The sequence below is a fragment of the Methylomonas sp. 11b genome (assembly GCF_000515215.1).
GTDB lineage: Bacteria > Pseudomonadota > Gammaproteobacteria > Methylococcales > Methylomonadaceae > Methylomonas.
Map to the genome: position 1 here is coordinate 2726946 of NZ_KI911557.1, position 24882 is coordinate 2751827.

Consider the following 24882-nt stretch of genomic DNA (forward strand, 5'->3'; position numbering starts at 1 on the left):
CAAATTCTTCGGCGGACCGGGCGAACGATGTCGAATGGCGCCGTTGTTTGCAGTTTTGCTATAAAAATATCCGCCGCAGTAGCAACACATTTTAGTATCCTAGCCAGCCATTCCGTACCCAGCCCGTAGACCATGACCCAATACCAATTGTTCGCCACCACGCCCAAAGCAATGGAAGGTATTCTTGCCAACGAAATCAAAGCCCTGGGCGGACTGAACGTCCGCGAAAAAATGGCCGGCGTTTCCTTCGATGGCGATCTGGCGCTGGCTTACCGGGTTTGTTTGTGGTCGCGTACGGCTAACCGGGTGTTTCTGCCCTTGAGCAGTTTCGAGGTCAAGTCGCAGCAAGATTTGTACGATGGCGTCAAAAAAATCAACTGGTTCGAGCATATCAAGCCCGACGACAGCTTGGCGGTATCATTCAGCAGCAAGAACAACCCAGCCATCAATAACACCCATTTCGGTGCCTTGAAAGTCAAGGACGCCATCGTCGATCAGATGCGCGCCAAGTTTAATAAACGGCCCAATATCGACACCGACCGGCCCAGTATTCGCGTGAATGTTTATCTACATAACGAAACTGCGCAACTCAGTCTGGACTTATCCGGCGAGAGTTTGCACAGACGCGGTTACCGTGACGTCAACATTGCCGCGCCGATCAAGGAAAACCTGGCAGCGGCGATCTTGCTGCGCGCCGGCTGGCCGACAATTGCCGAGCAAGGCGGTTCGCTGCTCGATCCGATGTGCGGCTCCGGCACCATGTTGTTAGAAGGCGCGATGATTGCCGCCGATTATGCGCCGGGTTTACAACGCGATTATTTCGGCTTTCTGGGCTGGAAAAAACACGATGGCGCGCTTTGGCAAAGCCTGCTGGACGAAGCCAAGCAACGCCGGGATGTTGGCTTGAGCAAAATGCCTGTTATAGTCGGTTTCGATCAGGACCGGCGCACCGTGGTAGCCGCCTTGCAGCACGTGGAAAATGCCGGCTTGGCAGGCAAGATTCATATCGAACGGCGCGACATCGGCGATGCAACAACGGCGGAAAGTTGGCCCAAAGGCTTGATCGCCTGCAACCCGCCCTACGGCGAACGGCTGGGCGACGAGGCGGAAACCTCCGAGTTGTATCGGCGCTTTGGAGAGGTGCTGAAACAGCGCTTTGTAGGCTGGCAGGTGGCGATGATCATCAGCAATCCGGAATTGGGTTTTCGCTTGGGCGTACGTTCGCAAAAGCCGATTACCTTGTTCAACGGCGCGCTGGAGTGCAAATTGCTGCGTTTTAATATCGAAGAACAGACCTTCTTCGAACCCAAAGCCAAATCCCAGCAAGAACGCATCGAGCAAATCAGCCGGCGTACGGAGACTGAGCAACCCGACAATCAGGCGGAGATGTTCGCCAACCGCTTGCGTAAGAATCTGAAAAAAATCGGCAAATGGGCCAAACAAAATCAGGTCAGTTGCTACCGGCTGTACGATGCGGATTTGCCGGAATATGCGGTGGCGGTGGACGTTTATCAAAGCGAGAAAACTTGGGTCAATGTGCAGGAATACGAATCGCCGAAAACCATCGATCCGGCCAAGGCCAATCAACGCCTGGCTGGGGCGATGGTGGAAATCCCCAAAGTATTGGAAATACCCAAAGAGCAGGTGTTTTTAAAAATCCGCCGCAAGCAGAAAAGCACCGATCAATACGAGAAACAAGGCGAATCCGGCCGCTTTCATGTGGTCGAGGAAGGCGGTTGCAAGTTTTGGGTGAATTTTGAAGATTATCTGGATACCGGTTTGTTTCTGGATCATCGGCCGATCCGTTTATTGATACAACAACAAGCCAAAGGCAAGCGCTTCCTGAATCTGTTTGCTTACACCGGCAGCGCCAGCGTGCATGCGGCGGTGGGCGGCGCGGCCTCCAGCGTCACGGTGGATATGTCCAACACCTATCTGGACTGGGCCAAGCGCAATTTTGATTTGAACGGCATTCAAGGCGATCACAAGCTGCTGCGCGCCAATTGTGTGGAATGGCTGGCGGAACAGGCCGGCGCCAAAGACAAACTGCAATTTGATCTGATCTTTCTCGATCCGCCGACCTTTTCCAATTCCAAGAAAATGGACGAAGCCTTTGATATTCAGAACGATCATCTGCATTTGCTGCGCAGTGCCGTTGCCCTGCTTGCGCCGGGCGGCGTGCTGTATTTTTCGACTAATTTCCGCCGCTTCAAACTGGACAGGCAAGCCTTGGCGGATTTGCAGATAACAGACATCAGCGCGAAAACGATTCCGGAGGATTTCGCCCGCGATCAAAAAATTCATTATTGCTGGAGGATTACTCGATGAGCGAGTGTTTGCATATCATCGTCAAGGGCCGAGTTCAAGGCGTGTATTTTCGTGCCTACACCCAAAAACAGGCCGTGAAGTTGAATATAAAAGGTTTTGTCAGAAACCTGGCCGACGGCAGTGTCGAAATCGTCGCCAGCGGCCATGCGGAGGAACTACAAAAACTAGTGGCTTGGTGCCATAAAGGGCCGATATTGGCTAAGGTTTCAGAGGTAATTGCTAACACTTATGATGCAGGCGAGCATTTTGAGGTGTTTGAGGTTAGGTAGGTGCTCTAATGTCAGGCGACATTTTGATTCGCTCAACTTAATAGCTACGTCTCAATCTTTAACCTGGCAACCGGTTACCTGCTACTTATCTATGCAAACAACTTCTAAGCACCTTCCCCCCCAAATCGGATTACAATAGCGAACATTTATTCCCAACAAAGGGCGCAGCTTAGACGCCCGCCAGCAATCGGCAGGAGCAGTTTTGGCAGACAGAATTATTCGTATCGCTACCCGGCAAAGCCCGCTGGCCTTGTGGCAGGCCGAGCATGTCGCGGCGCGGCTTGAGCAGGCGTTTCCGGGATTACAAACCGAGCTGGTAAAAATGGTCACCCGCGGCGACAAAATCCTCGACGCGCCATTGGCGAAAGTCGGCGGCAAGGGTTTGTTTGTCAAAGAACTGGAACAAGGCATGCTGGAAGGCACGGCCGATATCGCGGTGCATTCCATGAAAGACGTGCCGGTGGAATTTCCGGAAGGCCTGCATCTAGCAGTCATCATGGACCGCGAAGATCCGACCGACGCCTTTGTTTCCAACAATTATCGCAGTTTGGCCGAATTACCTGCCAATGCCCGGATCGGCACTTCCAGTCTCCGCCGCCAATGCCAAATCAAGGAAAAATTCCCAAATGCGGAAATTCTGAGCCTGCGCGGCAACGTCAACACTCGCTTGGCAAAATTGGATGCCGGCGAATACGATGCGATTATTTTGGCGTCCGCCGGATTGAAACGATTGGGGATGGGCAAGCGTATCACGGCCCAACTGGAACCGACGGAAAGCTTGCCGGCGATGGGCCAAGGTGCTATCGGCATCGAGTGCCGGATCGACGACGCCGAGATTCATGAGTATTTAAAGGTATTGCACGACGAAGACACCAGCATCCGAGTCGGCGCCGAGCGGGCGATGAATGCCCGACTCAACGGCGGTTGTCAGGTGCCGATTGCCGGTTTTGCGGAAATCAAAGGCCAGCGTTTGTTCATGCGTGGCCTAGTTGGCAGCCCGGACGGTTCCTTATTATATCGGGCCGAAGCGGAAAGCAGCCTCACCGACTTTGAAGCGTTGGGCAAGGCTGTGGCCGAGGATTTATTAGCGCAAGGCGCGGACCGGATATTGCGCGAGCTATACCAGTGAATCAGGCTTTAAACGGCGCGCGGATCTTGGTGACGCGACCCGCGGCGCAGGCTGAAAATCTGTGCCATTTGATAGAACAACACGGCGGTGTGCCGATACGCTTTCCGACACTGGAAATCGTCGCAACCCAGCCCGACCCGGATTTGTTAAGCCAAGCCGCCGCCAGCGATTGGCTGATTTTTACCAGCACCAATGCTGTGGATTTTGCTATCAAGGCGTTCGGTGGCAAAATGCCGGCCTTGCGTAAATTCAAAGTCGCGGCTGTCGGTGCCGCAACCGCCTGCGCATTGCAGCAAGCGGAATGGCCGGTGGATTGCGTGCCGGCCAGCGAATTTAACAGTGAGGGCTTGCTCGCCGAACCTGAATTACAAACGGTAGCTGGCATGCGTTGCGTGATTGTGCGCGGTGTCGGTGGCCGGGAAAAACTGGCGGAAAGCTTGCGTAGCCGCGGCGCGGAAGCGAGTTATCTGGAAGTGTATAGCCGCCGCCAGCCAATGGCGAACAGCACGGATTTGCGGACAGACATATCCCAAGGGCGGCTGGACGCAGTAACGATCACCAGTGTCGAAGCTTTACAAAACTTGTTGGCGATGCTGGATGACGAGTCGATAGTATTGTTGAAATCGATACTTTTAATCGTCATGAGCGAGCGGATAGGCCAAGCGGCCGAAGATTTCGGATTTAACCAGATTGCAGTGAGCGCACAGCCCACGGATGCAGCGATTTTAGAGACCTTGACGACGTTATTGAACGGGGAAAACAGTGGCCGAAGTAATTGAAGAACAACAAGAAAATCCAGCTCCGGTGGTGGTGGTTAAAAAGTCTCACGCCGGATTGTGGATAGGCATTACCTCTATCGTATTGGTGATTGCTTTGGCTGGCGCAGGTTTTTTCTTTTTCCAGCAATTGCGTTTCAGTCAAGATACCGAAAACAATCAGGACAACCTGAAACTGCTTGAGCTAGATAAGGAACTCAACGGCCTGCGCGAACAGCTGAATGGCGTGCAAACCCAAATCGCCAACGTCAACGCCGAAATGACCGGCAAAGACAACCATTTCAATGAAACCTTGGCCGATTTCTCCAAGCTACATGATGAGCGCCTGAGCACGGCGCGCAAAGAGCTGGAAGCCTCGATAGTGGCCTTGCAACGGCAGCTGGGCAAAACCCGCGGCGACTGGTTGCTGGCCGATGCCGAATATCTGTTGACCGTTGCCAATCAGCGTTTGCATTTAGTCGGCGACGTCACCACCACCCGCGAAGCGTTGGAAGCTGCCGATCAAAGGCTTAGAGAAAGTGGCGACGCGGCGGTATTTAAAGTCCGCGAGCAAATTGCCAAGGAAATTGCCTTGTTAAACGGCGCCACCGTGCCGGATATCGTCGGCATCTACAGCGGCATTCAACATTTACAGGATGCCGTAGAAAGCTTATCGGTGTTTCTGCCGCATGCCGGCAAGCAACCGGAAAAGCCTGAACCCAACAGCGACCTGTCCGAACATGGTCATGAAATTTTAAGCACTGTAGCCAAACAACTGGAAGGCTACGTAGTGCTGCGTCACACCGAGCAACCGGTCAACGCTATCCTCACTCCGGAGGAAGCGCACTTTATCAAGCAGCAGTTGAAGGTCAGGCTGGAAATGATCGAAATCGCCCTGGTGCAACAAAACGACACCTTGTTTTCCAGCAGCATCGCCGACGCCAAACAATGGCTGAAGAAAAATTTCGCGGAAAACCAACAAACCGATAAATTCGTGGCCGAACTCGACAAACTGGCCAATGTGCAAATCCGCAGCCAATACCCGGATGTTAGCGGTTCATTGAAACTGTTGAAAGACATCAGCAAATTGCGCATCGAGTCGGATAAAGCGGTGCTGAATAATCCGCCAGCGGAAACGGCCTCGCCGGCAACACCCACAGCCGGCCAGCAATAAGCGAGTGGCATTATGAAAAATCTCATGTATTTTCTAGGCTCCTTGCTTTGCGCCATTCTGGTGGCGTTTTTGCTGCATAGCTGGCTGGTCAAACAAAACGATCCCGGTTATGTGTTGATCGGTTTCGGCCACTGGTCGTTGGAAACCTCTTTGACCGTGTTTGCGGTAGCGCAAGTGATCGGCTTTTTCGTTCTCTACAATTTTTTCCGCTTGATGGGTGTGTTGATTCGCATGCCCAACCAATTTGCCAAGCGCCGCCGCAATATTCGTTTCAATCGTTCACAGGAAGCCCTGGTGGCCGGCTTATTCGACGCGGCAGACGGTAATTGGGAGCGCGCGGAGAAAGTGCTGATCAAGCATGCCGCACATAGCGGTGCACCATTACTGCATTATTTGACTGCCGCCAGAGCGGCGCAATCGCGCGGCGCACTGGACAAGCGCGACGAATATTTGCAAAAAGCCAGCGAACAATCCTCGGACACCAATATGACCGTCGGCTTGACCCAAGCCGAATTGCATCTGTCTGAAAAACAATTCGAGCAAGCCTTGGAAACACTGGGCAAATTGCACTCGATCAATCCCGGCCATGCCCGGGTTTTGAAAATGATGCATCAGGCGTATCAACATTTGGGCGACTGGGAAGGCTTGAGCAAGATATTGCCCTCGCTACAACAGCATAAAGTGTTGATGGAAACCGAAGTTAAATTGCTGGAAACGGAAACCTTTAGCCGCTTGCTGAAACAGACCATCGCCCAGGGCGACCGCCAAGCGATCCAAACCTGCTGGGAAGGCATCCCCGATCACATCAAAGCCCTGCCGGGTATCGCCAATATCTATTTTGCGGCGATGATTGCAGCGGGCGCCGGCAGTAGCGTCGAATCGGCCATGCTCAAGCAATTGGGCCGGCATTGGGACGACACCTTGTTGGTGTTGGTTTCGAACATTGAAGCCGAAGATAAAGCCAAGCAATTGCAGTCGATCGAACAATGGCTGGCGGTTTACCCCAGCAATGCAGTGTTGTTAAGAGTGCTGGGCAAGCTGGCTCTGAAAGCCGAGCAAATGGAGAAAGCCGAACAATATTTGTTGAAAAGCCTGAATACCGAAGCGTCGGTGGCGACCTACCAATTACTAGGGGAATTATTGTTTAGCAAAGGCGACAAGGATCAAGCCTGCGATTACTTCAAACGCGGCATGGAGTTGGCATCAGCCGAGCTAATCAGCGGTGTAGAATCCATTCGCGCAGTTTAAATACCGTTCGCAACGAGTCTATCGAAGGGCACACCAGCCAGGGCTTAGACGAGCTCATCCTGAAGGAATACCAGCGATAAGCAAGGCCGAGTTAATAGTCCAAATCCCGAATAACCTCGGCATCGGCGTATTCGCTTTTGATAATCAAAATTTCCGGCAAATTCCTTTTTAACAGCGGCGCTAATTTAGGGTCGAAATGTTTGCCGGACTCGGACGCGATATAGGTCAAAGTATCCTCCACACTCCAGGCCGGCTTATACGGACGTTGCGACGTCAGTGCGTCGAACACATCGGCTAGCGCGCAAATCCTGCCCGCAATCGAAATATCCTCTTCTCTCAAGCCATTCGGATAACCGGTACCGTCCCACTTTTCATGGTGATGCTGGGCAATGGTGCGCGCGGCGCGCATCAATTCGGTCGGTGAGCCGGATAAAATATTTGCGCCCATTTGCACATGGGTCTGCATGATCCGCCATTCTTCGGGGTCCAGCTTGCCGGTTTTTAACAGAATCCGGTCTGGAATACCGATCTTGCCTATATCGTGCATCGGTGCCGCATTCAGAATAATTTCCGCATCCTGCTCAGTTAAACCATAAGCCAAAGCCAACAACTGCGCATATTTACTCATACGAATAATATGGTTGCCGGTTTCGTTATCCCGATATTCGGCGGCCAGCCCCAATCTGCGTATGACTTCCTGACGAGTACGATACAACTCGTCGGTTCTGGATTTAACCTGTTGTTCGAGCAGACGGTTTTGATCGCGAACCTGATTATGCATCAAGCGCACTTCCAGCAGATTGTGGATGCGGGTGACGGCTTCCAATTGATCGAAGGGCTTGGTCAAAAAATCCTTCGCGCCCAAACTTAACGCTCGCAAGCGGGTCTCCATATCCGGTTGCGCACTGAGCACCAACACGGGTAAATAGTCGTCCCTAAAGCGCTGTTGCAGCTGCTCCATGACCTCGAAGCCGCTTAAATACGGCATGCGGATGTCCAATAAAAAGGCATCGAAACGAGTGGTATCGCACAGAGAAGTCACTTCGCGAGAATCGCAGGTCGATTGAATATTCCGATAACCCTGGCGCTGCAAAATTTTTTCCAACAATTTGACGTTAGCGGGTTCGTCGTCGACGATAAGAATGGCGGCTTGCAGAATATGCTGTTTTAAGTCCACGTTGCTGTTTTCAAAGGATCATCAAGTTGGGAGCGAAAACCTAGCAGTCCGGCGCGTGCCGAGCCGTCCCTGCTGAGTGGGTTATTCGCGAAATTCTGAGTATAGACAAATTAGCTGAGTCTGCTTTTTACAACCTGACCCAAACATTCAATCTAACAGCCAAAAAGATTCCAAAAACAAAAACTAACTGGCCCAACATCGAAGTATTCAACGACAGCGAATTGCCATACAGGAAATATCGTCTTGTGCTTCCCGGTTCAGCATATGCGCTTCCAAGGCATATTGTATCGCCGTCACTTCAGCACCGGGCGGTGCAGTCCTGAGAATTTGCAGTACGCGCTCCTGGCCGAATAAACCGCCGTCAGGATCCTGGGCATCGGTCAAGCCGTCAGAGTACATAAATAACTCGCAAGCCTCCCGCCAATGCCAGATTTCGCATGTATCGTCGAATTGCCGGTTGTCGAGAATGCCGGCAGAGGGGTGTGTGGAACGAAAAGCGTGAGCCGGATTGCCTTCGCCATCCAGCGCAAAAACATCCGGTAAGCCGCCATTCCACAACTCCACCGACTTTTTTTCGCTGTCTATCATGCCCAATGCCAATGCCACGAAACGGCCCGGCGGCATCTGACTGTAAAGCAGGCGATTAATCTCGCGAACGATAATAGAGACGGCCAGACCTTTTTTGGTCATCGCCTGAAACGCTTGATTGACAATGACCGTCGGCAGCGCCGCCGCCAAACCATGGCCGGTCGAATCGGCGAGCATAAAGTAAATTTGTTGGTCGCTGACGCGTCTGGCGCAAATCAAATCGCCGCTAAAACGCTTAGCCGGCAATAACCAAAACTGCAAATGATCGTCTTTCAGATCGCTCTGTTTAATTAACCTCTCAAAAATACTCTGCAAAAACTGCTGTTCCGCTTCATTTTCGTCGCGATAGGCTTTAAGTAACTGGGTATCGGCAATAATCAGGTTTTGCATATCGATCACGCGTTGCACCGAGCCTAACTTGGCGGCAAGAATGGCCCGACTGAACGGTTTTTGCAGATAATCGTCAGCACCGGCTTGCAGCCCATCCAGGACGTTTTGGTCATCGGCTAACGCGCTGAGCACAAAAATCGGCACCCACTTGTCCTGGGTCAGCCCTCTAATCGCTTTGATAGCCTCCAGCCCGTCCATCACCGGCATCATAATATCCATCAGAATCAGGTCGGGATTAACGCTGGTCAGAGCTTGAACCGCCTGCTCCCCATTTTCGACCGAAATGACTTCATGCTGCATTCTGCTCAGTAATTTATCGAGCAATAACCTGTTTTCGTAGATATCGTCGACAACCAATATTTTCATTAGGATTTGTACCGTTCTACAAGCCAACCGGCAGTCTACCCTAGTTAAATAAGGTATCCCACATCGTATCCACTTTTTTGATCACGTCCTCACTCATTACAATCGGACGTCCCCACTCCCGGTTGGTTTCGCCTGGCCATTTGTTGGTAGCATCGAAACCGACCTTGGACCCCAAGCCAGACACCGGCGAAGCAAAGTCCAGATAATCTATAGGCGTGTTTTCCAAAATCGTCAAATCCCGAGCCGGGTCCATCCGAGTGGTAATCGCCCAAATCACGTCCTGCCAGTTTCGTACATCCACATCGTCGTCCACTACGATGACAAATTTGGTGTACATAAACTGGCGCAAATACGACCAGGTACCCAACATCACCCGTTTGGCGTGGCCGGCGTATTGCTTCTTCATACTGATCACCGCCATCCGATAGGAACAGCCTTCCGGCGGCAGATAAAAATCGACGATTTCCGGAAACTGTTTTTGCAGGATGGGCACGAAGACTTCGTTTAACGCCACACCCAAAATCGCCGGCTCATCTGGCGGGCGGCCGGTGTAAGTGCTGTGATAAATCGGCACCTGCCGCTGCGTAATACGTTCGATGGTAAATACCGGAAATTCGTCGACCTCGTTGTAGTAGCCGGTATGATCGCCATACGGCCCTTCCGGGGCGGTTTCGCCGGGATAGATAAAGCCTTCCAGGACAATTTCCGCGCTGGCCGGCACTTGCAAATCGTTGGACAGGCATTTAACCACTTCAGTTTTGCTGCCGCGCAGCAAGCCCGCAAACGCATACTCGGACAAAGAATCCGGCACTGGTGTGACCGATGCCAATATTGTTGCCGGGTCCGCACCCAGGGCCACCGCCACCGGAAACGGCTTGCCTGGATGCGCTTGCTGCCATTCTTTAAAATCCAAGGCACCGCCGCGATGTGCCAGCCAGCGCATGATGACTTTGTTTTTGCCGATGACTTGCTGGCGGTAAATCCCCAGGTTCTGCCGGTCTTTATTCGGCCCTTTGGTAATCACCAGCGGCCAGGTAATCAACGGCGCGGCATCCTCCGGCCAACAGGTTTGAATCGGATAAACACTTAAATCGACTTCATCACCAACCCGAATCACTTCCTGGCAAGGCGCGGAACTGACTATTTTCGGGGCCATATTCAGCACTTGTTTGAACACGGGGAACTTTTCCAGCGCGTCTTTCATGCCTTTCGGCGGCTCCGGCTCTTTCAGATAGGCCAGTAACTCGCCGATACCGCGCAATTCGGAAACGTCTTTGGCCCCCATACCCATCGCCACCCGCTTAGGCGTACCGAACAGGTTACCAAGTACGGCAATGTTGGAACCTTTCGGGTTTTCGAACAGCAAAGCCGGCCCGCCCTGTTTCAATACCCGGTCGCAAATCACCGTCATTTCCAACACCGGATCGACTTCCTGTTTGATGCGCTTCAGTTCGCCCTGTTTTTCCAGCTGGGCGATAAAGTCTCGTAAATCTCTATATTTCATGCATTATCCTTAGAAAGGGGCCGAACTTCGTGCCATGGAGGTGCAAAATTAAAGCGGCAATCATACGCTGAGATAAGCCGGGCGAGGAAGCCGAGGGCGGAAAGTAAAACCAAAGCGACGGAGATTAACGCCGCAACACTTGCAAGGGCGGCTGATTGACCACCTGGCGAACACCCCAGTAACCTGCCAGCCCCACGGTTGTCGCGCCTATGGCTGGCAATGCGCCCCACAAATAGTAGCCGGGACGGTAGTCGATATGCATAACGCGGGTATACAGCGCATACAGAATCGCCTCGCTTGCCAATGCCGCCAAAACGCCAGCCAAGGTGCCGAGCAAGCCAAACTCAATCACATGCGTGGCGCGCAAAAAGCCGCGCCGAGCGCCCAGCGTGCGCATCAACGCACCTTCGTAGATCCGTTGATCCAGCGTGGCATAAACGGCGGCGAACAACACGGTAAAACCGGCCGCCAAGGCAAAATACAGCAGTAGATTGATAGCCTTGGTCAGCTGCGTCAGGATCATCTTGAACTGTTTCAGGATCTGGTCGACTTCCAATATCGTGATAGCCGGATATTTTTTCAGCAACGTATTCAGCAGAATCTTTTGATTGTCGGCCAGATAGAAACTGGTCATGTACATGGTCGGAAAATTGTCGAGCGTGCCGGGCGAAAAGATCATGTAAAAATTGGGCCGCATCGTATCCCACTGCACACTACGAAGTTGGGATACCTTGGCACTGAATTGCGCGCTCCCCACCGTAAAGGTCAATTCATCGCCCACCTTGATTTTTAGGCTTTCCGCCAGTTTTTGTTCCACCGATACCTGCCCCGGCTGATCGGCTTGCCAAGCACCGCCATCAATGGCTTTGTTATCGTCCGGTAATTGTACCGCCCAGGTTAGACTCAACTCGCGTTGGGTAGCGCCTTCGCCCTGCGTGTCTTTGCTGACCCGGCCTTGCACCGCTTCGTTATTGATCGTCACCAAGCGCCCGCGCACCACAGGATAAAACTGGCTGCTGGCTATTTGGGCTTGTTGCAATTCGTCATGAAACGACTGCTGGCGTTCCGGCAGGATATTCAAGGCAAAATGATTCGGCGCCTGTTCCGGTAATTGCTGTTGCCAGTTATCGATCAAGTCGCTGCGCACAGTGAAACTCAGGGCCATGGCGGTTAGTGTGATGCTGAAAGCCAATATTTGACTTATGCTGGCCTGGCTGTTCCTCAGCAATCCCTGCAAACCAAAACGCCAATTTAAGCCCATCTTCGGCAACAGCTTGCGCGCCAGCAATAACAAACTGTATATCGCCGCCCCTAAGCCCAATAATGCCAGCGTTCCCACACCCAATATGAGGGAAGTCATTTGCGGGTCTTCGGTATAGCGCCAAATCAAGCCACCGATAATCGCCAGCGCCAAACCGTAAATCAACCAACCGCTAGTAGGTAACGGTTCTAACTCGCGGCGCAATACCCGCAAGGGCGAGACTTTTTGCAAGCGCAGCAACGGCGGTAAGGCAAAACCCAGCAATATTGCCAAGCCGGTAATCAAGCCAAAAAACACTGCCAACCAACTGGGGCTGGCCAACTCTTGCGGCAACAAAGATTTTAGCAGTTCGAATAAACCGAACTGCGCCAACCAGCCAAGGCCACAGCCGACGCCACTGGTTAGCAGGCCCAGCACCAAAAACTGCAAACCGTACAGCCAGATAATTTCCGCTTGTTTACACCCTAGACAGCGCAGCAAGGCAGTGGCGTTGAAATGTCGCTCGGTATAACGGCGGGTGGCCATCGCAATCGCCACGCCGGCAATTAGGATCACCACGATACTGGACAGGCCCAGATAACGCTCGGCGCGCTGCAACGCCGATCCCAATTCCGGGCGGTCCTCATGTATATCCAGGATTTTTTGCGAGGAATTCAGCTGCGGTTTCAACCAAGTCTTGAAGGTAGCCAAGGCCTGCTCGTCGCCGCTGAACTGGAAGGCGTAACGCACATGACTGCCGGGTTGAATCACGCCGGTGGCAGCCAAGTCGCTTTGATTAATCATCACCCGCGGCGAAAAGCTGTAAAAATCGCCGCGCTTGTCCGGCTCGTAGCTCAAGACCCGGCCTATGGTCAGCGCTTTTTCGCCTACCGTCAGCGTGTCGCCAATTTTTAAATGCAATGCCGGCAGAATGCGTTTGTCCACCCAGGCGAAGCCCGGCTCCGGGCCCTGGCTGACGACGGTTTCATCCTGCGACTCGGCATCGCTGGTTTTCAATTTGCCGCGTAGCGGGTAGCCGCCGCTGACGGATTTTACCGAGGCCAACAACATTTCCTGGTTTTCCAATAAAACGCTGGCAAACTCGCTGGTCTGCGAACGAGATAAGCCCAATTCGCCGGCTTTGGCTAGCCAAATTTCGTCGATAAGCGCTGGTGCGGCTACCACCAGATCGCCGGCTAAAAACTCGGCGGCTTGTACCGTCATGGTCCGCTGCAAGCGGTCGGCGAATAGTGAAATGGCGGTGGAACTGCTCACGGCAATCAGTAACGCCAACAACAATAAGGTCAACTCTCCGGAACGGCTGTCGCGCCAAAGCAGCTTCAGCGCCAGATTGAAGCGTTTCATACCATGCTCCCGGCATCCAGGCGGATGGTGCGTTGGCAACGCGCGGACAAAGACATGTCGTGAGTAACCAAAATCAAGGTGGTATCCTGCTCTTGATTTAGCTCGAACAGCAGATCGATGATGTGCGCACCGGTCTTGCTGTCCAGATTGCCGGTCGGTTCATCGGCAAACAGGATGGCTGGTCCGGTGACAAAGGCGCGTGCCAATGCCACCCGCTGTTGTTCGCCGCCCGATAATTGTTTGGGTGTATGAGTCAAGCGCTGCGACAAGCCTACTCTGTCCAGCAAGGCTCGGGCGGCCGCATCCGCTTGAGCGTGACCGCAGAGTTCTAGCGGCAGCATCACGTTTTCCAGGGCCGTCAAACCCGGCAGCAATTGAAACGACTGAAACACGAAGCCGACCAATTCGTTCCGCAACAAGGCACGGCCGTCTTCGTCCAGTTTGGTCAGATCGCGGCCACTGACGACCACTCGACCGGTACTGGGCGTATCCAGGCCGGCCAGTAAACTGAGCAAGGTGGATTTGCCGGAACCTGACTCTCCGACGATGGCCAGGCTCTCGCCCGGATTGATGATTAAATTCACCGAGGACAAGATGTGTAAAATGCCCTCGGACGTTGGCACCGATTTACCGAGTTGTTCGGTAACGATGATCGGGGAACTGGTCTTATCAATATGAGTATTTAACATGTATAGCGTGGTCCTTGCCGTAATTCTGGGTTTACTACCGATAAGTGCAATGGCGAAATCGATAGTGGTATTGGGTGACAGTATTAGTGCCGGTTACGGCATCGAAGTTCAGCTTGGCTGGGTAGCTTTGTTGCAAAACAAGCTGACCGACCTGCATAGCGGTTATGTTATCAGTAACGAAAGCATCAGCGGCGATACTTCGGCAGGCGGCCTGGCGCGACTAGAGCAAATTTTATCCCGGCATAAACCGGATATTGTGTTGGTGGAGCTTGGGGCCAACGACGGTTTGCGCGGTTTATCGCCGGCGGAAATGAAAAATAATCTGACCGAAATCACCCGGCGCTCGCAAAACGTCGGCGCCAAAGTCATGCTGCTGGGGATGAAAATCCCGCCCAATTACGGCAAGCGTTATGTCGAGATGTTTTACGAGGTTTTTCCGCAGCTATCTGCGGAATTGAAGATTCCTTATGTGCCGTTTATCCTAGAAGAAGTGGCGTTAAACCCGGAGATGATGCAGGCTGACGGCCTACATCCAAATGAGCTGGCGCAACCGGTGATTGCAGAGAAAGTATGGGGATATTTACAAGCGTTGCTATGAACGCGAAGCGCTAATTTGCCGCCAACGCTTGTTTAAACGCCGGCAATTGCCGGTAACCGGCGATTTCGCCGGCCGTAAACATCCATTTCATTTTTTTTTGTAAGCGTTGCTGCTCGCGCGGCTCCAGCCAAAACTTCACGATTCTACTCAGATAATGCCGCAGCAAATACAGCGGGATACCGGCTATATTCTTCCCGGCAGGCACATCGGCATACGCCAGCACCTGGCAACGAGCCACGTCGAACATCCAGCGGCACACATAGGCTTTCGTCATCCGCTCCGGTATGTTGCAGTGATACAGCAACGCTTCCGGCACATACCAAAACTCGCCACCGCCCCGCCGAAAACGACCCATGTATTCGGTATCTTCCGTAAACGGCACCGAAGTGCCCGGCCCCAGTTCCTCGCGAAACCAGCCGTTTTTGGCCACGGCCTCGGCTCTTAACGCGGTGTTTACGCCGCCCGGAATGACCTGTTCATCCAAAAATTGCTGAGACGTGCCAAAATCGCGGGTATTGGTAATGCCGCGCGGCAACGCGAATTCGCCTTCGGTATGCAGCCAGGCGGGGATGTCGCCCAGCCATTTGGGTAACACTTTGCCGGCAAATCCGTCGACTTCCGGATGCGCGGCGGCGGCATTGATATAGGCCTGTAACCAGCTTGCTTGCGGTTCGACATCGTCGTCGGTGAACACCAGCAATTCGCCGTGCGCTTGCTTGATGGCGCGATTCAAAGCACGGGACTTACCGGGAATCGGCTCAGAGACGCAATGCACCGGCAGTCGACCACGTTCCGCTTCGGCCGCGATCACCGCAACAGTATCGTCGCTGCTACCGTTATCAACCATCAGCAATTCCCAGCGGGTCTCGCTATTCAGCCGCATGGCGGCCAATGCGTCGAACAAGCGCGGCAATATCGACGCTCTGTTGCGGGTGCTGATAATCACGGAGGCGTTTAACATAGGGTACAGGCCGAGTTTAGAATGTTGGATTAAGCAATATTACAGCGGATGATCAAAATAATCGCCATCGATCCCGCTGCGGTACCAATTTTGCAAAATATTGTCGGCTAGCGGCGGCTGGCGATAGATCAGATAGCGATTGCCGCGCGACGGCACCGCTTCATAACCGAGACTGCGAAACAGACTGGTCAATGACGGCGAGGCGACTTCCAGACTGCCCCAGCTAATCCCGTTCTCTCGCCAATAGGCAAATAGGTAATACAACAGGGTCTTTAAGGCCGGCTCATCGTCCAAAGGAAAAAACACGTCGCGCAATACTGCCATGCTGATAGCATCCCCAAAACCTTGCTGATGCCAGATAGCATAGGCACGCAACTTGCCTGTAGCATCGCGCAGCGCGAAAAGTCTTAAAGGACAGGTAGGAAAATCGAATAAACGCCAGTTTAAATAACGGCTGCTGCGTTCCAGACATGATGTATAGCCCGCTTTGGCCCGCTCCCACAACTCGTCAAACTCAGTCTCGCAATGCAAAACCTCAGCAAATTTAAAACCGCCGCTATGCAATTTGACATTGCGTAAGCGCAAGTTGATGTCAAATAGGCTGCCCAACAAATTGCCCAAAAATTTGCCGGCGCGTTTCTCCCAAGAGCCACGATACCCAACGCGCAAACGGTAAAAATCATTATCGCTGCCGCCGATCTCGACAAAGCCGCATTTTTTAAAGGCTTTCTGAGTAATCACGCCGGCAGTCACGGTACCGTTGAATCGCGCAGACTCAAGGCTGTGTTCGATCAGCTTGGTGGCCAAGCCCTTACCACGAAACTGTTCATCGACGCAGGTATTGGATCCGAAAGCAATGGATACGGATTCGCCGTTCAACCACCAGGGTTGCACGAACATAGCGCGGAAACCGGCCAAGCGTCCATTGTGCCAAACCCCGACGCCGACGCACGGCAAGGCGTCCTGCCAAGGATTCTGCACGATACGGCGCTCGAACCATTGCTGGATATATTCGGGGTGTTGCTGAAACTCATCGAAATTGGCGACAGCAATCCGAATGCAATCCGGAATATCCGCCAGTTGGATAGGTCCATAAACAAAATGGTCGGCAACAGCGGACATAGGCTTTCTCGAAAAAGTGCGGAAAATTATTAGCGAGGCCAATACATGTTTAGCTGAGGCATCACCGAAAATCGAAAACTATTATCGACGTAAACTCGCTGTATTACCAAACTACAGCTTAGTTTTAAAAGGGTCGATTCGGCGAAGACGTTTGATGTGGCGAAGCGGAAAGTATTTAGGCTTGGGCACCCAACCTACGTTGGGTGCCCAAGCCTATGACAGCATTAGCGGACTGTATTCAAACCGATTTGGCATCAAGCAAATTGCTGCGTTTTTTCAAGCCCAGAATGCCCAGCATGCCGCTGAGAAAAAACCAGGCAGCCGTAGGCAAGGCAGCTTTCAATTCAGCTGTTTTGCTCTCATCCATCACTGGCTGGAATACAGTACCAAGCAACCCGAGCAAACCTGTTTGCGAAACAATGTCGCCAAGCCCTTCAATTTCTACCAAGGCTTGCTGAAATGTCGCTACTGCTCCAGTTTTGACCCGCGTAAACAGCGTTAACGCATAGTCCTGCAACGGTTTATCCGCTGATGGATTCGATGGCTGCTCCTGATAAGCGCTTGGCAAATCCGGCAAAACGGTTTTGAAGGATTCGAGCGGGTTTAGCGTGTTTGCGGTAGTAGCTGCTTGCGCCAGCTGAATCCCCCAAAACGATAGACCGATAAAAAATAATGCGGAAAGTAACGGCTTGTTTGTGTCCATATTAAAACCCCAGAATTAATCAATTAGTTAAGAGGTGAAGCCCTATTCACACAAACCGGACCGATTACGGAAGGCTGCGGCTCATGGTATAGGCGTCCATGCATAGGAGAATAGCACTATGCGTGCCAATTGCAAGAGGCTGTTTTCTATCAATATTTCCCATTCACCCTTAAAACTTGTTGACACAGAAACCACAAAAAGCCGATTAAATGCCGCTAACACAACAACTTAGCGGCTGGAAATTTCGTCAAAGCCTAAGCAGCAAATATCGCCGAATTAGCCGGTTTTTTTGACCGAACCCAGTAGCCGGCAATACCGCCACCAGCCAAACTAAAGGTTAATCCCCAATCGGCAAGCGGCGGTTTTCCTGTTGAAAGATAGCCATAACTTGTTAGAGTAATAGGCGAGTTACTAAACTTAAGGACACGGGAGCATCATGTTACGCAAAATACTGATCGCCAATCGCGGCGAAATTGCTGTCCGTATCATTCGGGCCTGCGCGGAAATGGGTATTCGTTCAGCAGCTATTTATTCGGAAGCCGATCGCTTTGCCTTACACGTCAAGAAGGCTGACGAATCCCATTACATCGGCAGTGAGCCGCTGGCCGGCTACTTGAACATCTATGGTTTAGTGGATCTAGCATTACGCACCGGCTGCGATGCCATCCATCCCGGCTATGGTTTTTTATCCGAAAATGCCCAATTTGCGCGTGCCTGCCAGGAACGCGGCTTGGTGTTTATCGGCCCTTCCGCGGAAGTGATTCAGCGCATGGGCGATAAAACCGAAGCCCGCAGCGCGATGATCGCCGCCGGCCTGCCGGTCACCCCCGGCTCTGATGGCAATCTGGACAGCGTCGAGCATGCCCTGCAGGTGGCAGAACAGATCGGTTACCCCATCATGCTGAAAGCTACGTCAGGTGGCGGTGGGCGCGGCATCCGGCGTTGCGATAATCCCAACGAGTTGCGGCAAAACTATCAGCGGGTGATTTCCGAAGCCACCAAGGCCTTCGGTAGCGCTGACGTGTTTTTGGAAAAATGCGTGGTTAACCCCATTCATATCGAGGTGCAGGTGCTGGCCGATCATTTTGGCAACACCATTCATCTCTACGAACGCGATTGTTCGATACAGCGCCGCAATCAAAAATTGATCGAAATCGCCCCGTCCCCGCAACTGGATGAAGCGCAACGCCAGTACCTGGGCGGTTTGGCGGTGATGGCAGCCAAAGCTGTGGGTTACACCAATGCCGGCACCGTGGAGTTTCTGCTGGATGCTAACGGTCGCTTCTATTTCATGGAAATGAACACCCGGGTGCAAGTTGAACACACCATCACCGAAACCATCACCGGTGTGGACATTGTCGAAGAACAAATTCGCGTAGCCGCCGGCTTGCCGCTGCGTTTCAAGCAGGAAGAAATCGTCAGACGCGGTTACGCTATTCAATTCCGCGTCAATGCCGAGGACCCGAAAAACAATTTCCTACCCAGCTTCGGCCACATCTCCCGTTACTACGCCCCCGGCGGACCCGGCGTCCGGACCGACACGGCGATTTACACCGGATACGAGGTACCGCCGTTTTATGACTCGATGCTGGCTAAAGTGATCGTCAGCGCGATGACCTGGGAAGACGCGATTAATCGCGGCGAGCGCGCCTTGAAAGACATGGGCTTGTTCGGGATCAAAACCACGATCCCCTATTACTTGAAAATTCTCGGTCATCCGGATTTTCGCCGTGGCCGCTTTAACACCGGCTTTGTCGAAGCTAATCCAGACCTAGTCAACTATTCCAACAAGCCGCGACCGGAAATTCTGGCTAGCGTGCTGGCGGCGGTTGTCGCCTCCCATACTGGCCTGTAAACCCAAGGAAACCCCAATGAGCAAAGTTTACGTAACCGACGTTATCCTCCGCGACGCCCACCAATCACTCATCGCCACTCGGATGCGCACCGAAGACATGCTGCCAGCCTGTGCAATGCTGGACGACATCGGCTATTGGTCATTGGAATGCTGGGGCGGCGCGACCTTTGACGCCTGTCTGCGATTTTTAAAAGAAGATCCATGGGAACGGCTGAGCAAGTTGAAAGCCGCTCTACCCAATACCCGCCTGCAAATGCTGTTGCGCGGCCAGAACTTGCTGGGCTATCGGCATTATTCCGACGATGTGGTGCGTAAATTCGTCGAGACTGCGGCCCGTAACGGCATGGACGTGTTTCGTATCTTTGATGCGCTGAATGACATCCGCAACCTGGAAACCGCCATCGAAGCCACCAAAGCAGCCGGCAAGCACGCCCAAGGCACGATCTGTTACACCACCAGCCCGGTGCACGACATTGCCAGTTTCATCAAGTTGGGCAAAGGTTTGGCGGACTTAGGCTGCGACTCGATTGCCATCAAGGATATGGCCGGTCTATTGACCCCGTATATTGCCGGCGAACTGGTAAAAGCCCTGAAAGACGCAATCGACCTGCCTTTGCATCTGCATTGCCATGCCACCGCCGGCTTGGCGGAAATGTGTCAGCTCAAGGCCATTGAGGCGGGCTGCGAACATGTCGATACCGCTCTATCTTCCTGGGCCGGCGGCACCAGCCATCCGCCTACCGAATCTTTGGTCACCGCCTTACGCGGCACCGACTACAACACTGGGCTGGATTTGGACAAACTGCAAGCGGTGAATCAATATTTTCTGGAAGTGCGGAAAAAATACCGCCGCTTCGAAAGCGAATTTACCGGTATCGACACCCGTGTGCATATCTTTCAGGTACCGGGCGGCATGATCTCCAATCTTGCCAATCAGCTAAAGGAACGCAACGCCTTGGACCGCATGGCCGAGGTGTACAAAGAAATCCCCGAAGTGCGCAAAGACCTGGGCTATCCGCCTTTGGTGACACCTACCTCGCAAATCGTCGGCACCCAAGCGGTATTGAACGTGTTGACCGGTAAACGCTACGAAACCATCAGCAACGAGGTGAAACGCTACCTGCACGGCGGTTATGGCAAGGCCCCGGCTCCGGTGAATCCGCAACTGCAAGCCAAAGCAGTCGGTAAAGAAGAAGTGATCGAATGCCGTCCGGCGGATTTACTCAAACCTGAGTTCGAACACCTGCGTAACGAAATCGCTCATCTAGCAATGAATGACGAAGATGTGTTGAGCTTTGCCATGTTCCCGGAAATCGGTAAACAATTTCTGGAACTACGCTCCACCGACAGCCTGGTCGCCGAACCCTTGGAATTGGACGAAACCCCGGCATCCGCGGAAGTTAAAAAGGCGCCAACCGAGTTCAATGTCGCGCTGCACGGCGAGTCCTATCACGTCAAAGTGACTGGCGCAGGCCCGAAAAACCAGAGCTTGCGGCATTTTTACTTCACAGTGGACGGCATGCCCGAAGAGATCGTCATCGAAACCCTGGACGAAATCGTCCTGGACGGCGGCGCGCAAGGCGCAGTGCAAAGCGCCATCGCCAGCAAACGCCGCCGGCCCAGCCAGCCGGGAGATGTGGTGACCAGCATGCCGTGCAATATCATTGATGTCTTGGTCAAGGAAGGCCAGAAGGTCAATGCCGGGCAATCTTTGCTGGTCACCGAAGCAATGAAAATGGAAACCGAGATCACTGCACCGGTAGCCGGCATAGTCAAGGCAATTTATGTTGCAAAAGGTGACGCGGTTAACCCTAATGAAGTGTTGGTGGAAATTAATTAGGAGAAAAGACTACAGGCGAAAGGTAAAATGGCGCGTTTGTCGTGAGGATGGCTTTTATATATTTGCGGCTGTTTGCTTTGGCAAATGAATTCGCCACTACAATTAAGTCGGCTGCCCGTCTTTTTAGATTTTCATCTTTCGCCTGATTACCTTGAATCCTAAACCAGTCACCGAAGAATCCATCCGCCACGCCGTCGAACTGTTGCGGCAAGGCCAATTGGTCGCCTTTCCGACCGAGACCGTATACGGACTGGGCGCCGATGCTTCCAACCCCGATGCGGTTGCCAAAATTTTTGCCGCGAAAGGTCGGCCGGCCGATCATCCCTTGATCGTGCATATCGCCAGCGCCGCGCAAATGCACGATTGGGCGGAAGCCGTGCCGGAGACGGCACTGCGGCTGGCCGAACACTTCTGGCCCGGCCCGCTGACGATGATCTTGAACAAAAAATCGACGGTACCATCTGCCGTTACCGGCGGCCAGGATACGGTAGGCTTGCGGGTGCCAGCCAATCCGGTTGCTTTACAACTATTACAGGCCTTCGGCGGCGGCATAGCCGCACCATCGGCCAATCGCTTCGGCCATATCAGCCCCACACAAGCCGAGCATGTCGCGGAAGAGCTGGGCGATCAAGTCGGTTGCATTCTGGACGGAGGCCCCTGCGCCGTAGGCGTGGAATCCACCATCATCGATCTTAGCGACGGCGTTCCCGCCATCCTCAGACCCGGCCGGATTACCCGTAGCCAACTCAAAGCCGTGCTGCAAACCGATGTCCGTTTGTCCCCTCAAAGCAAAATCCGCGCGCCGGGTATGATGGCGGTGCATTACGCACCCAATACAATGGCCTTGCTGTGCCCGGCCGATACCCTAATCACGATGACTGACGATTTGTGCGCACAAGGCAAACATATCGGCATCCTGGCGTTCAGTGCCGAAATCGCCGAGATTCCCTGCCTGCATTTGCTGAGATTACCGGCCGATGCCGAACTTTACGAACCGGCTTTGTACAGCTCGCTACGTGCCCTGGATAATCTGCAACTGGATACCATCTTGATCGAACAGCCGCCCGACAACGAAGCCTGGGCAGCCGTCAACGACCGCCTGAACAAAGCCACGGTTTAAAATGACCGACGAGGAATGGCTGCGCCATGCCATCCGCCTGGCGCAGCGCGCCGAAAGTCAGGGCGAAGTCCCGGTCGGCGCGGTGCTGGTGCATGACAACCGCTGCATCGCCGAAGGCTGGAATCAACCGATCCAAACCAACGACCCCACCGCGCACGCCGAAATCGTCGCCCTGCGCAAAGCCGGCCAAGCCTTAAACAACTACCGATTGATAGACACCACGCTCTATGTGACGCTGGAACCCTGCGTGATGTGCATGGGCGCCATAGCCCACGCCCGCGTCAAACGTCTGGTATTCGGCGCCTACGATCCCAAGCGCGGCGCAGTCTGCCACGCGTTGCAACTCAGCGATGCCGCGTTTTTAAATCATAGCGTGGAGTGGACGGGGGGAATTCTGGAGGTGGATTGCGCGGAGCTGCTCAGCGATTTTTTCAAAGCCAGACGCAATCAGTCGAAAGGTCGATAACACATCCGACCCGGACAATGTGTTCAATTTACCACTCTGCTATCGTTGCAAATAGCTGCCTGCCGATTGCCTGGATCCGCTTGCAGTTATTGATGCGTTAAATACTCTAATAACAACCCTCTTAAATCTGTAATTACTTGGTGAGCCGGCTTTTTAATTGGTATGTACTAGCCGAAATCACGGCGGTAAGTGTCGGAACCTCTGAATTCGACAGCGGTGTTACTTAATTCGCACCGATTCTGCATGTTTATCCTCTGGCTCTTCGACTAGGTTTTCTAAATGCCGATGAAACATAAAACGTTGTAGCGTACCGGTATACGTAACACCCGAATGGTAATCGTAAAGCTCCACTTCAGCCTCGTCCTCGGTTTGTAATTGCGCTTTTAGCTTGGCGCTTTCATGATGTTCCGCGATAGCAGCGCTGGTTAACCCCATACTCAAAAATGCAAATATGACCAGTTTTATGGTGTTGTTAACTCTTTTCATAATGATCACTCCTGTCCAGTAGCAAACGATCCAGGCTTTTTCGAGACTTTGCGAATTGACTATAGTTCCTAAATCCACTGTTGATTATTCACCCGGCCCTTAAATACCGTTCGCCTTAATGTCCTTGCCTGTCGAATGGCACACCAGCCAGGGCTTAGACGAGATCAGCCAGAACTGAATAATAGTCATAGATAGGGCCGGGTGAATAAAAGCACGCGCACCGACTCGCTTGAAATTTGATAAACGCGCTCCCACTTTGCCGACGTAGTGGCTCAGTGGAATTGAATGTCCAGCAGTGCCGCCATTTAAAATAGCTTTGATCAGTTCGCACGATTCTGGGTAGGAACCAACAAACCGGAGGCCGACATGCAACATCCCAACCATCCCCATTCGCCCGATATATTCATTAAACGCGTATTCGCCGTCGGCGCAGTGGCGGCTGTGCTGATATTGCTTTGGCATTGGCAGTCGAGGGCACCGGCGACCGAATCCAACCCGGTCAGAACCGTCGCCGCGCGCGGCGACTTGGCGGCGGACGAAAAGAGCACCATCGAATTGTTCGAAAAATCCCGCGATTCTGTGGTTTACATCAGTACCGCCGCCTTGGTGCGCAATGTCTGGACCCGCGACGTGTTCTCGGTGCCGAAGGGTACCGGCTCCGGGTTTATCTGGGATGAAGCCGGCCATGTGGTGACCAACTTTCATGTCATTGCCGGCGCCAATGAAGCCACGGTAAAACTAGCCGACGGCCGCGATTACAAGGCCGCGCTGGTCGGTGCCAGCCAGGTGCATGATATTGCGGTGTTGAAAATCGGCGTCGGCTTCAAACGGCCGCCGCCGGTACCGGTCGGCACCAGCCGCGATCTGAAGGTCGGACAGAAAGTATTCGCGATTGGCAACCCATTTGGTTTGGACTGGACTTTAACCGGCGGCATCGTCTCCGCATTGGACCGCTCGCTGGGCGGCCAGGATGGGCCGGCAGTCGAGCACTTGATCCAAACTGACGCCGCCATTAATCCGGGCAACTCCGGTGGTCCGCTGTTGGATTCCGCCGGCCGCCTGATCGGCATCAATACCGCAATCTACAGTCCCAGCGGCGCGTCGGCCGGCATCGGTTTCGCGGTGCCGGTGGATACGGTGATGCGGGTGGTGCCGGAATTGATCAAGCAAGGCAAATATATCCGCCCGGCTTTAGGTATCGAAATAGATCAACAAATGAACGAACAGTTGGCCGCCTTGACTGGCAAGACCGGTGTCGCGGTGTTGCGGGTACAGCCCGGTTCTGCGGCTGAAAAAGCCGGCTTGCAGGGTGTGAAAATTTCGGCGAGCGGCGTGATCCCTGGCGACATCATCGTCGCGATCAACGGCAAGGAAGTCGATTCGCTATCCAAACTGTTCGCCCGCCTGGACGACCAGAAGGTTGGCGATGTCGTTAAAGTCCGGGTGTTCAACAACGGTCAGACAAGGGAAGTCGAAGTAACCTTGCAACCGGGGAATTGATTTATTCCG

General features: G+C 53.2%; 22 protein-coding genes. 12 read left to right on the top strand and 10 right to left on the bottom strand.

Translation table 11 applies throughout. The features are described from left to right. Positions 1 to 132: 132 nt before the first annotated feature. The 6 genes from rlmKL (at position 133) to METH11B_RS0113185 (ending at position 6903) form a co-directional block, all read left to right on the top strand. Positions 133 to 2328 carry a bifunctional 23S rRNA (guanine(2069)-N(7))-methyltransferase RlmK/23S rRNA (guanine(2445)-N(2))-methyltransferase RlmL gene (rlmKL, locus tag METH11B_RS0113160; RefSeq protein ID WP_026602412.1) on the top strand — a complete coding sequence of 732 codons (2196 nt, stop codon included), beginning with the start codon at positions 133 to 135 and terminating at the stop codon, positions 2326 to 2328. Further along, positions 2325 to 2597, top strand: coding sequence for an acylphosphatase (locus METH11B_RS0113165; RefSeq protein WP_020484458.1), 273 nt, complete (start codon positions 2325 to 2327; stop codon positions 2595 to 2597). Before rlmKL ends, METH11B_RS0113165 begins: the two co-directional genes overlap by 4 nt. Before the next feature lie 202 nt (positions 2598 to 2799). Further along, positions 2800 to 3726, top strand: coding sequence for a hydroxymethylbilane synthase (gene hemC / locus METH11B_RS0113170; RefSeq protein WP_026602413.1), 927 nt, complete (start codon positions 2800 to 2802; stop codon positions 3724 to 3726). Continuing rightward, positions 3723 to 4505, top strand: a complete 783-nt coding sequence (locus METH11B_RS0113175; protein WP_026602414.1) for a uroporphyrinogen-III synthase — start codon at positions 3723 to 3725, stop codon at positions 4503 to 4505. Before hemC ends, METH11B_RS0113175 begins: the two co-directional genes overlap by 4 nt. Further along, positions 4489 to 5655, top strand: coding sequence for a uroporphyrinogen-III C-methyltransferase (locus METH11B_RS0113180; RefSeq protein ID WP_026602415.1), 1167 nt, complete (start codon positions 4489 to 4491; stop codon positions 5653 to 5655). The genes METH11B_RS0113175 and METH11B_RS0113180 overlap by 17 nt, the downstream gene beginning before the upstream one ends. Before the next feature lie 12 nt (positions 5656 to 5667). Then, positions 5668 to 6903, top strand: coding sequence for a heme biosynthesis HemY N-terminal domain-containing protein (locus METH11B_RS0113185; RefSeq protein ID WP_020484454.1), 1236 nt, complete (start codon positions 5668 to 5670; stop codon positions 6901 to 6903). Positions 6904 to 6994: 91 nt separating this feature from the next. On the opposite strand, the gene METH11B_RS0113190 is transcribed toward METH11B_RS0113185, so the two are convergent. From METH11B_RS0113190 to METH11B_RS0113210, 5 genes are all read right to left on the bottom strand, one after another. Beyond that, positions 6995 to 8080 (bottom strand): HD domain-containing phosphohydrolase, encoded by a 1086-nt coding sequence (locus METH11B_RS0113190; RefSeq protein WP_026602417.1) that lies wholly within the window; start codon positions 8078 to 8080, stop codon positions 6995 to 6997. A gap of 207 nt (positions 8081 to 8287) precedes the next feature. Next, the gene (locus tag METH11B_RS0113195; RefSeq protein WP_026602418.1) at positions 8288 to 9424 is read right to left on the bottom strand and encodes a PP2C family protein-serine/threonine phosphatase; all 1137 of its coding nucleotides are present in this window, start codon (positions 9422 to 9424) and stop codon (positions 8288 to 8290) included. 40 nt (positions 9425 to 9464) lie between these two features. Next, positions 9465 to 10928, bottom strand: coding sequence for a 4-hydroxy-3-polyprenylbenzoate decarboxylase (ubiD, locus tag METH11B_RS0113200; RefSeq protein WP_026602419.1), 1464 nt, complete (start codon positions 10926 to 10928; stop codon positions 9465 to 9467). A gap of 124 nt (positions 10929 to 11052) precedes the next feature. Further along, positions 11053 to 13533, bottom strand: coding sequence for an ABC transporter permease (locus tag METH11B_RS0113205; protein ID WP_026602420.1), 2481 nt, complete (start codon positions 13531 to 13533; stop codon positions 11053 to 11055). Continuing rightward, entirely contained in the window at positions 13530 to 14222 is a 693-nt protein-coding gene (locus METH11B_RS0113210; protein WP_026602421.1) for an ABC transporter ATP-binding protein, read from the bottom strand. Before METH11B_RS0113210 ends, METH11B_RS0113205 begins: the two co-directional genes overlap by 4 nt. Between METH11B_RS0113210 and METH11B_RS0113215 the strand changes: the two genes are divergently transcribed. After that, entirely contained in the window at positions 14221 to 14820 is a 600-nt protein-coding gene (locus tag METH11B_RS0113215) for an arylesterase (RefSeq protein ID WP_026602422.1), read from the top strand. The genes METH11B_RS0113210 and METH11B_RS0113215 overlap by 2 nt on opposite strands. Before the next feature lie 10 nt (positions 14821 to 14830). Here the strand turns inward: METH11B_RS0113215 and METH11B_RS0113220 are convergent, their stop codons facing one another. The 3 genes from METH11B_RS0113220 to METH11B_RS0113230 all read right to left on the bottom strand — a co-directional run bounded on the left by METH11B_RS0113220 (position 14831) and on the right by METH11B_RS0113230 (position 17606). Further along, positions 14831 to 15781 carry a glycosyltransferase gene (locus METH11B_RS0113220; protein ID WP_026602423.1) on the bottom strand — a complete coding sequence of 317 codons (951 nt, stop codon included), beginning with the start codon at positions 15779 to 15781 and terminating at the stop codon, positions 14831 to 14833. Positions 15782 to 15820: 39 nt separating this feature from the next. After that, positions 15821 to 16903, bottom strand: coding sequence for a GNAT family N-acetyltransferase (locus tag METH11B_RS0113225; RefSeq protein ID WP_026602424.1), 1083 nt, complete (start codon positions 16901 to 16903; stop codon positions 15821 to 15823). Between the two features lie 238 nt (positions 16904 to 17141). Further along, positions 17142 to 17606, bottom strand: a complete 465-nt coding sequence (locus METH11B_RS0113230; protein WP_026602425.1) for a hypothetical protein — start codon at positions 17604 to 17606, stop codon at positions 17142 to 17144. A 436-nt stretch (positions 17607 to 18042) separates the two neighbouring features. Here METH11B_RS0113230 and METH11B_RS0113235 point away from each other — a divergent pair, with 436 nt between their 5' ends. From METH11B_RS0113235 to tadA, 4 genes are all read left to right on the top strand, one after another. Next, on the top strand, positions 18043 to 19461 hold the full coding sequence (locus tag METH11B_RS0113235; RefSeq protein WP_026602426.1) for an acetyl-CoA carboxylase biotin carboxylase subunit: 1419 nt from the start codon (positions 18043 to 18045) through the stop codon (positions 19459 to 19461). 16 nt (positions 19462 to 19477) lie between these two features. After that, the gene (gene oadA / locus METH11B_RS0113240; protein ID WP_026602427.1) at positions 19478 to 21301 is read left to right on the top strand and encodes a sodium-extruding oxaloacetate decarboxylase subunit alpha; all 1824 of its coding nucleotides are present in this window, start codon (positions 19478 to 19480) and stop codon (positions 21299 to 21301) included. A gap of 151 nt (positions 21302 to 21452) precedes the next feature. After that, positions 21453 to 22421: an L-threonylcarbamoyladenylate synthase gene (locus tag METH11B_RS0113245; RefSeq protein ID WP_026602428.1), complete on the top strand. Its 969-nt coding sequence runs from the start codon at positions 21453 to 21455 to the stop codon at positions 22419 to 22421. Position 22422: 1 nt separating this feature from the next. Further along, positions 22423 to 22887, top strand: coding sequence for a tRNA adenosine(34) deaminase TadA (tadA, locus tag METH11B_RS0113250; RefSeq protein WP_026602429.1), 465 nt, complete (start codon positions 22423 to 22425; stop codon positions 22885 to 22887). A 219-nt stretch (positions 22888 to 23106) separates the two neighbouring features. Here tadA and METH11B_RS26785 read toward each other — a convergent pair whose 3' ends face one another. Further along, positions 23107 to 23373 (bottom strand): hypothetical protein, encoded by a 267-nt coding sequence (locus tag METH11B_RS26785; RefSeq protein ID WP_026602430.1) that lies wholly within the window; start codon positions 23371 to 23373, stop codon positions 23107 to 23109. A gap of 99 nt (positions 23374 to 23472) precedes the next feature. Beyond that, the gene (locus METH11B_RS0113260) at positions 23473 to 23748 is read right to left on the bottom strand and encodes a hypothetical protein (RefSeq protein WP_026602431.1); all 276 of its coding nucleotides are present in this window, start codon (positions 23746 to 23748) and stop codon (positions 23473 to 23475) included. Here METH11B_RS0113260 and METH11B_RS0113265 point away from each other — a divergent pair. Beyond that, complete coding sequence (locus tag METH11B_RS0113265; protein WP_026602432.1) at positions 23740 to 24873, top strand: S1C family serine protease; 1134 nt, start codon at positions 23740 to 23742, stop codon at positions 24871 to 24873. The genes METH11B_RS0113260 and METH11B_RS0113265 overlap by 9 nt on opposite strands. Positions 24874 to 24882: the final 9 nt, after the last annotated feature.

What these genes read in the sequence shown, in the direction of transcription:
- rlmKL (WP_026602412.1), top strand. Translation starts at nt 133, where the DNA reads ATGACCCAATACCAATTGTTCGCCACCACGCCCAAAGCAATGGAAGGT.
- METH11B_RS0113165 (WP_020484458.1), top strand. Translation starts at nt 2,325, where the DNA reads ATGAGCGAGTGTTTGCATATCATCGTCAAGGGCCGAGTTCAAGGCGTG.
- METH11B_RS0113185 (WP_020484454.1), top strand. Translation starts at nt 5,668, where the DNA reads ATGAAAAATCTCATGTATTTTCTAGGCTCCTTGCTTTGCGCCATTCTG.
- METH11B_RS0113195 (WP_026602418.1), bottom strand. Translation starts at nt 9,424, where the DNA reads ATGAAAATATTGGTTGTCGACGATATCTACGAAAACAGGTTATTGCTC.
- ubiD (WP_026602419.1), bottom strand. Translation starts at nt 10,928, where the DNA reads ATGAAATATAGAGATTTACGAGACTTTATCGCCCAGCTGGAAAAACAG.
- METH11B_RS0113205 (WP_026602420.1), bottom strand. Translation starts at nt 13,533, where the DNA reads ATGAAACGCTTCAATCTGGCGCTGAAGCTGCTTTGGCGCGACAGCCGT.
- METH11B_RS0113215 (WP_026602422.1), top strand. Translation starts at nt 14,221, where the DNA reads ATGTATAGCGTGGTCCTTGCCGTAATTCTGGGTTTACTACCGATAAGT.
- METH11B_RS0113210 (WP_026602421.1), bottom strand. Translation starts at nt 14,222, where the DNA reads ATGTTAAATACTCATATTGATAAGACCAGTTCCCCGATCATCGTTACC.
- METH11B_RS0113220 (WP_026602423.1), bottom strand. Translation starts at nt 15,781, where the DNA reads ATGTTAAACGCCTCCGTGATTATCAGCACCCGCAACAGAGCGTCGATA.
- METH11B_RS0113225 (WP_026602424.1), bottom strand. Translation starts at nt 16,903, where the DNA reads ATGTCCGCTGTTGCCGACCATTTTGTTTATGGACCTATCCAACTGGCG.
- METH11B_RS0113230 (WP_026602425.1), bottom strand. Translation starts at nt 17,606, where the DNA reads ATGGACACAAACAAGCCGTTACTTTCCGCATTATTTTTTATCGGTCTA.
- METH11B_RS0113235 (WP_026602426.1), top strand. Translation starts at nt 18,043, where the DNA reads ATGTTACGCAAAATACTGATCGCCAATCGCGGCGAAATTGCTGTCCGT.
- oadA (WP_026602427.1), top strand. Translation starts at nt 19,478, where the DNA reads ATGAGCAAAGTTTACGTAACCGACGTTATCCTCCGCGACGCCCACCAA.
- tadA (WP_026602429.1), top strand. Translation starts at nt 22,423, where the DNA reads ATGACCGACGAGGAATGGCTGCGCCATGCCATCCGCCTGGCGCAGCGC.
- METH11B_RS26785 (WP_026602430.1), bottom strand. Translation starts at nt 23,373, where the DNA reads ATGAAAAGAGTTAACAACACCATAAAACTGGTCATATTTGCATTTTTG.
- METH11B_RS0113265 (WP_026602432.1), top strand. Translation starts at nt 23,740, where the DNA reads ATGCAACATCCCAACCATCCCCATTCGCCCGATATATTCATTAAACGC.
- METH11B_RS0113260 (WP_026602431.1), bottom strand. Translation starts at nt 23,748, where the DNA reads ATGTTGCATGTCGGCCTCCGGTTTGTTGGTTCCTACCCAGAATCGTGC.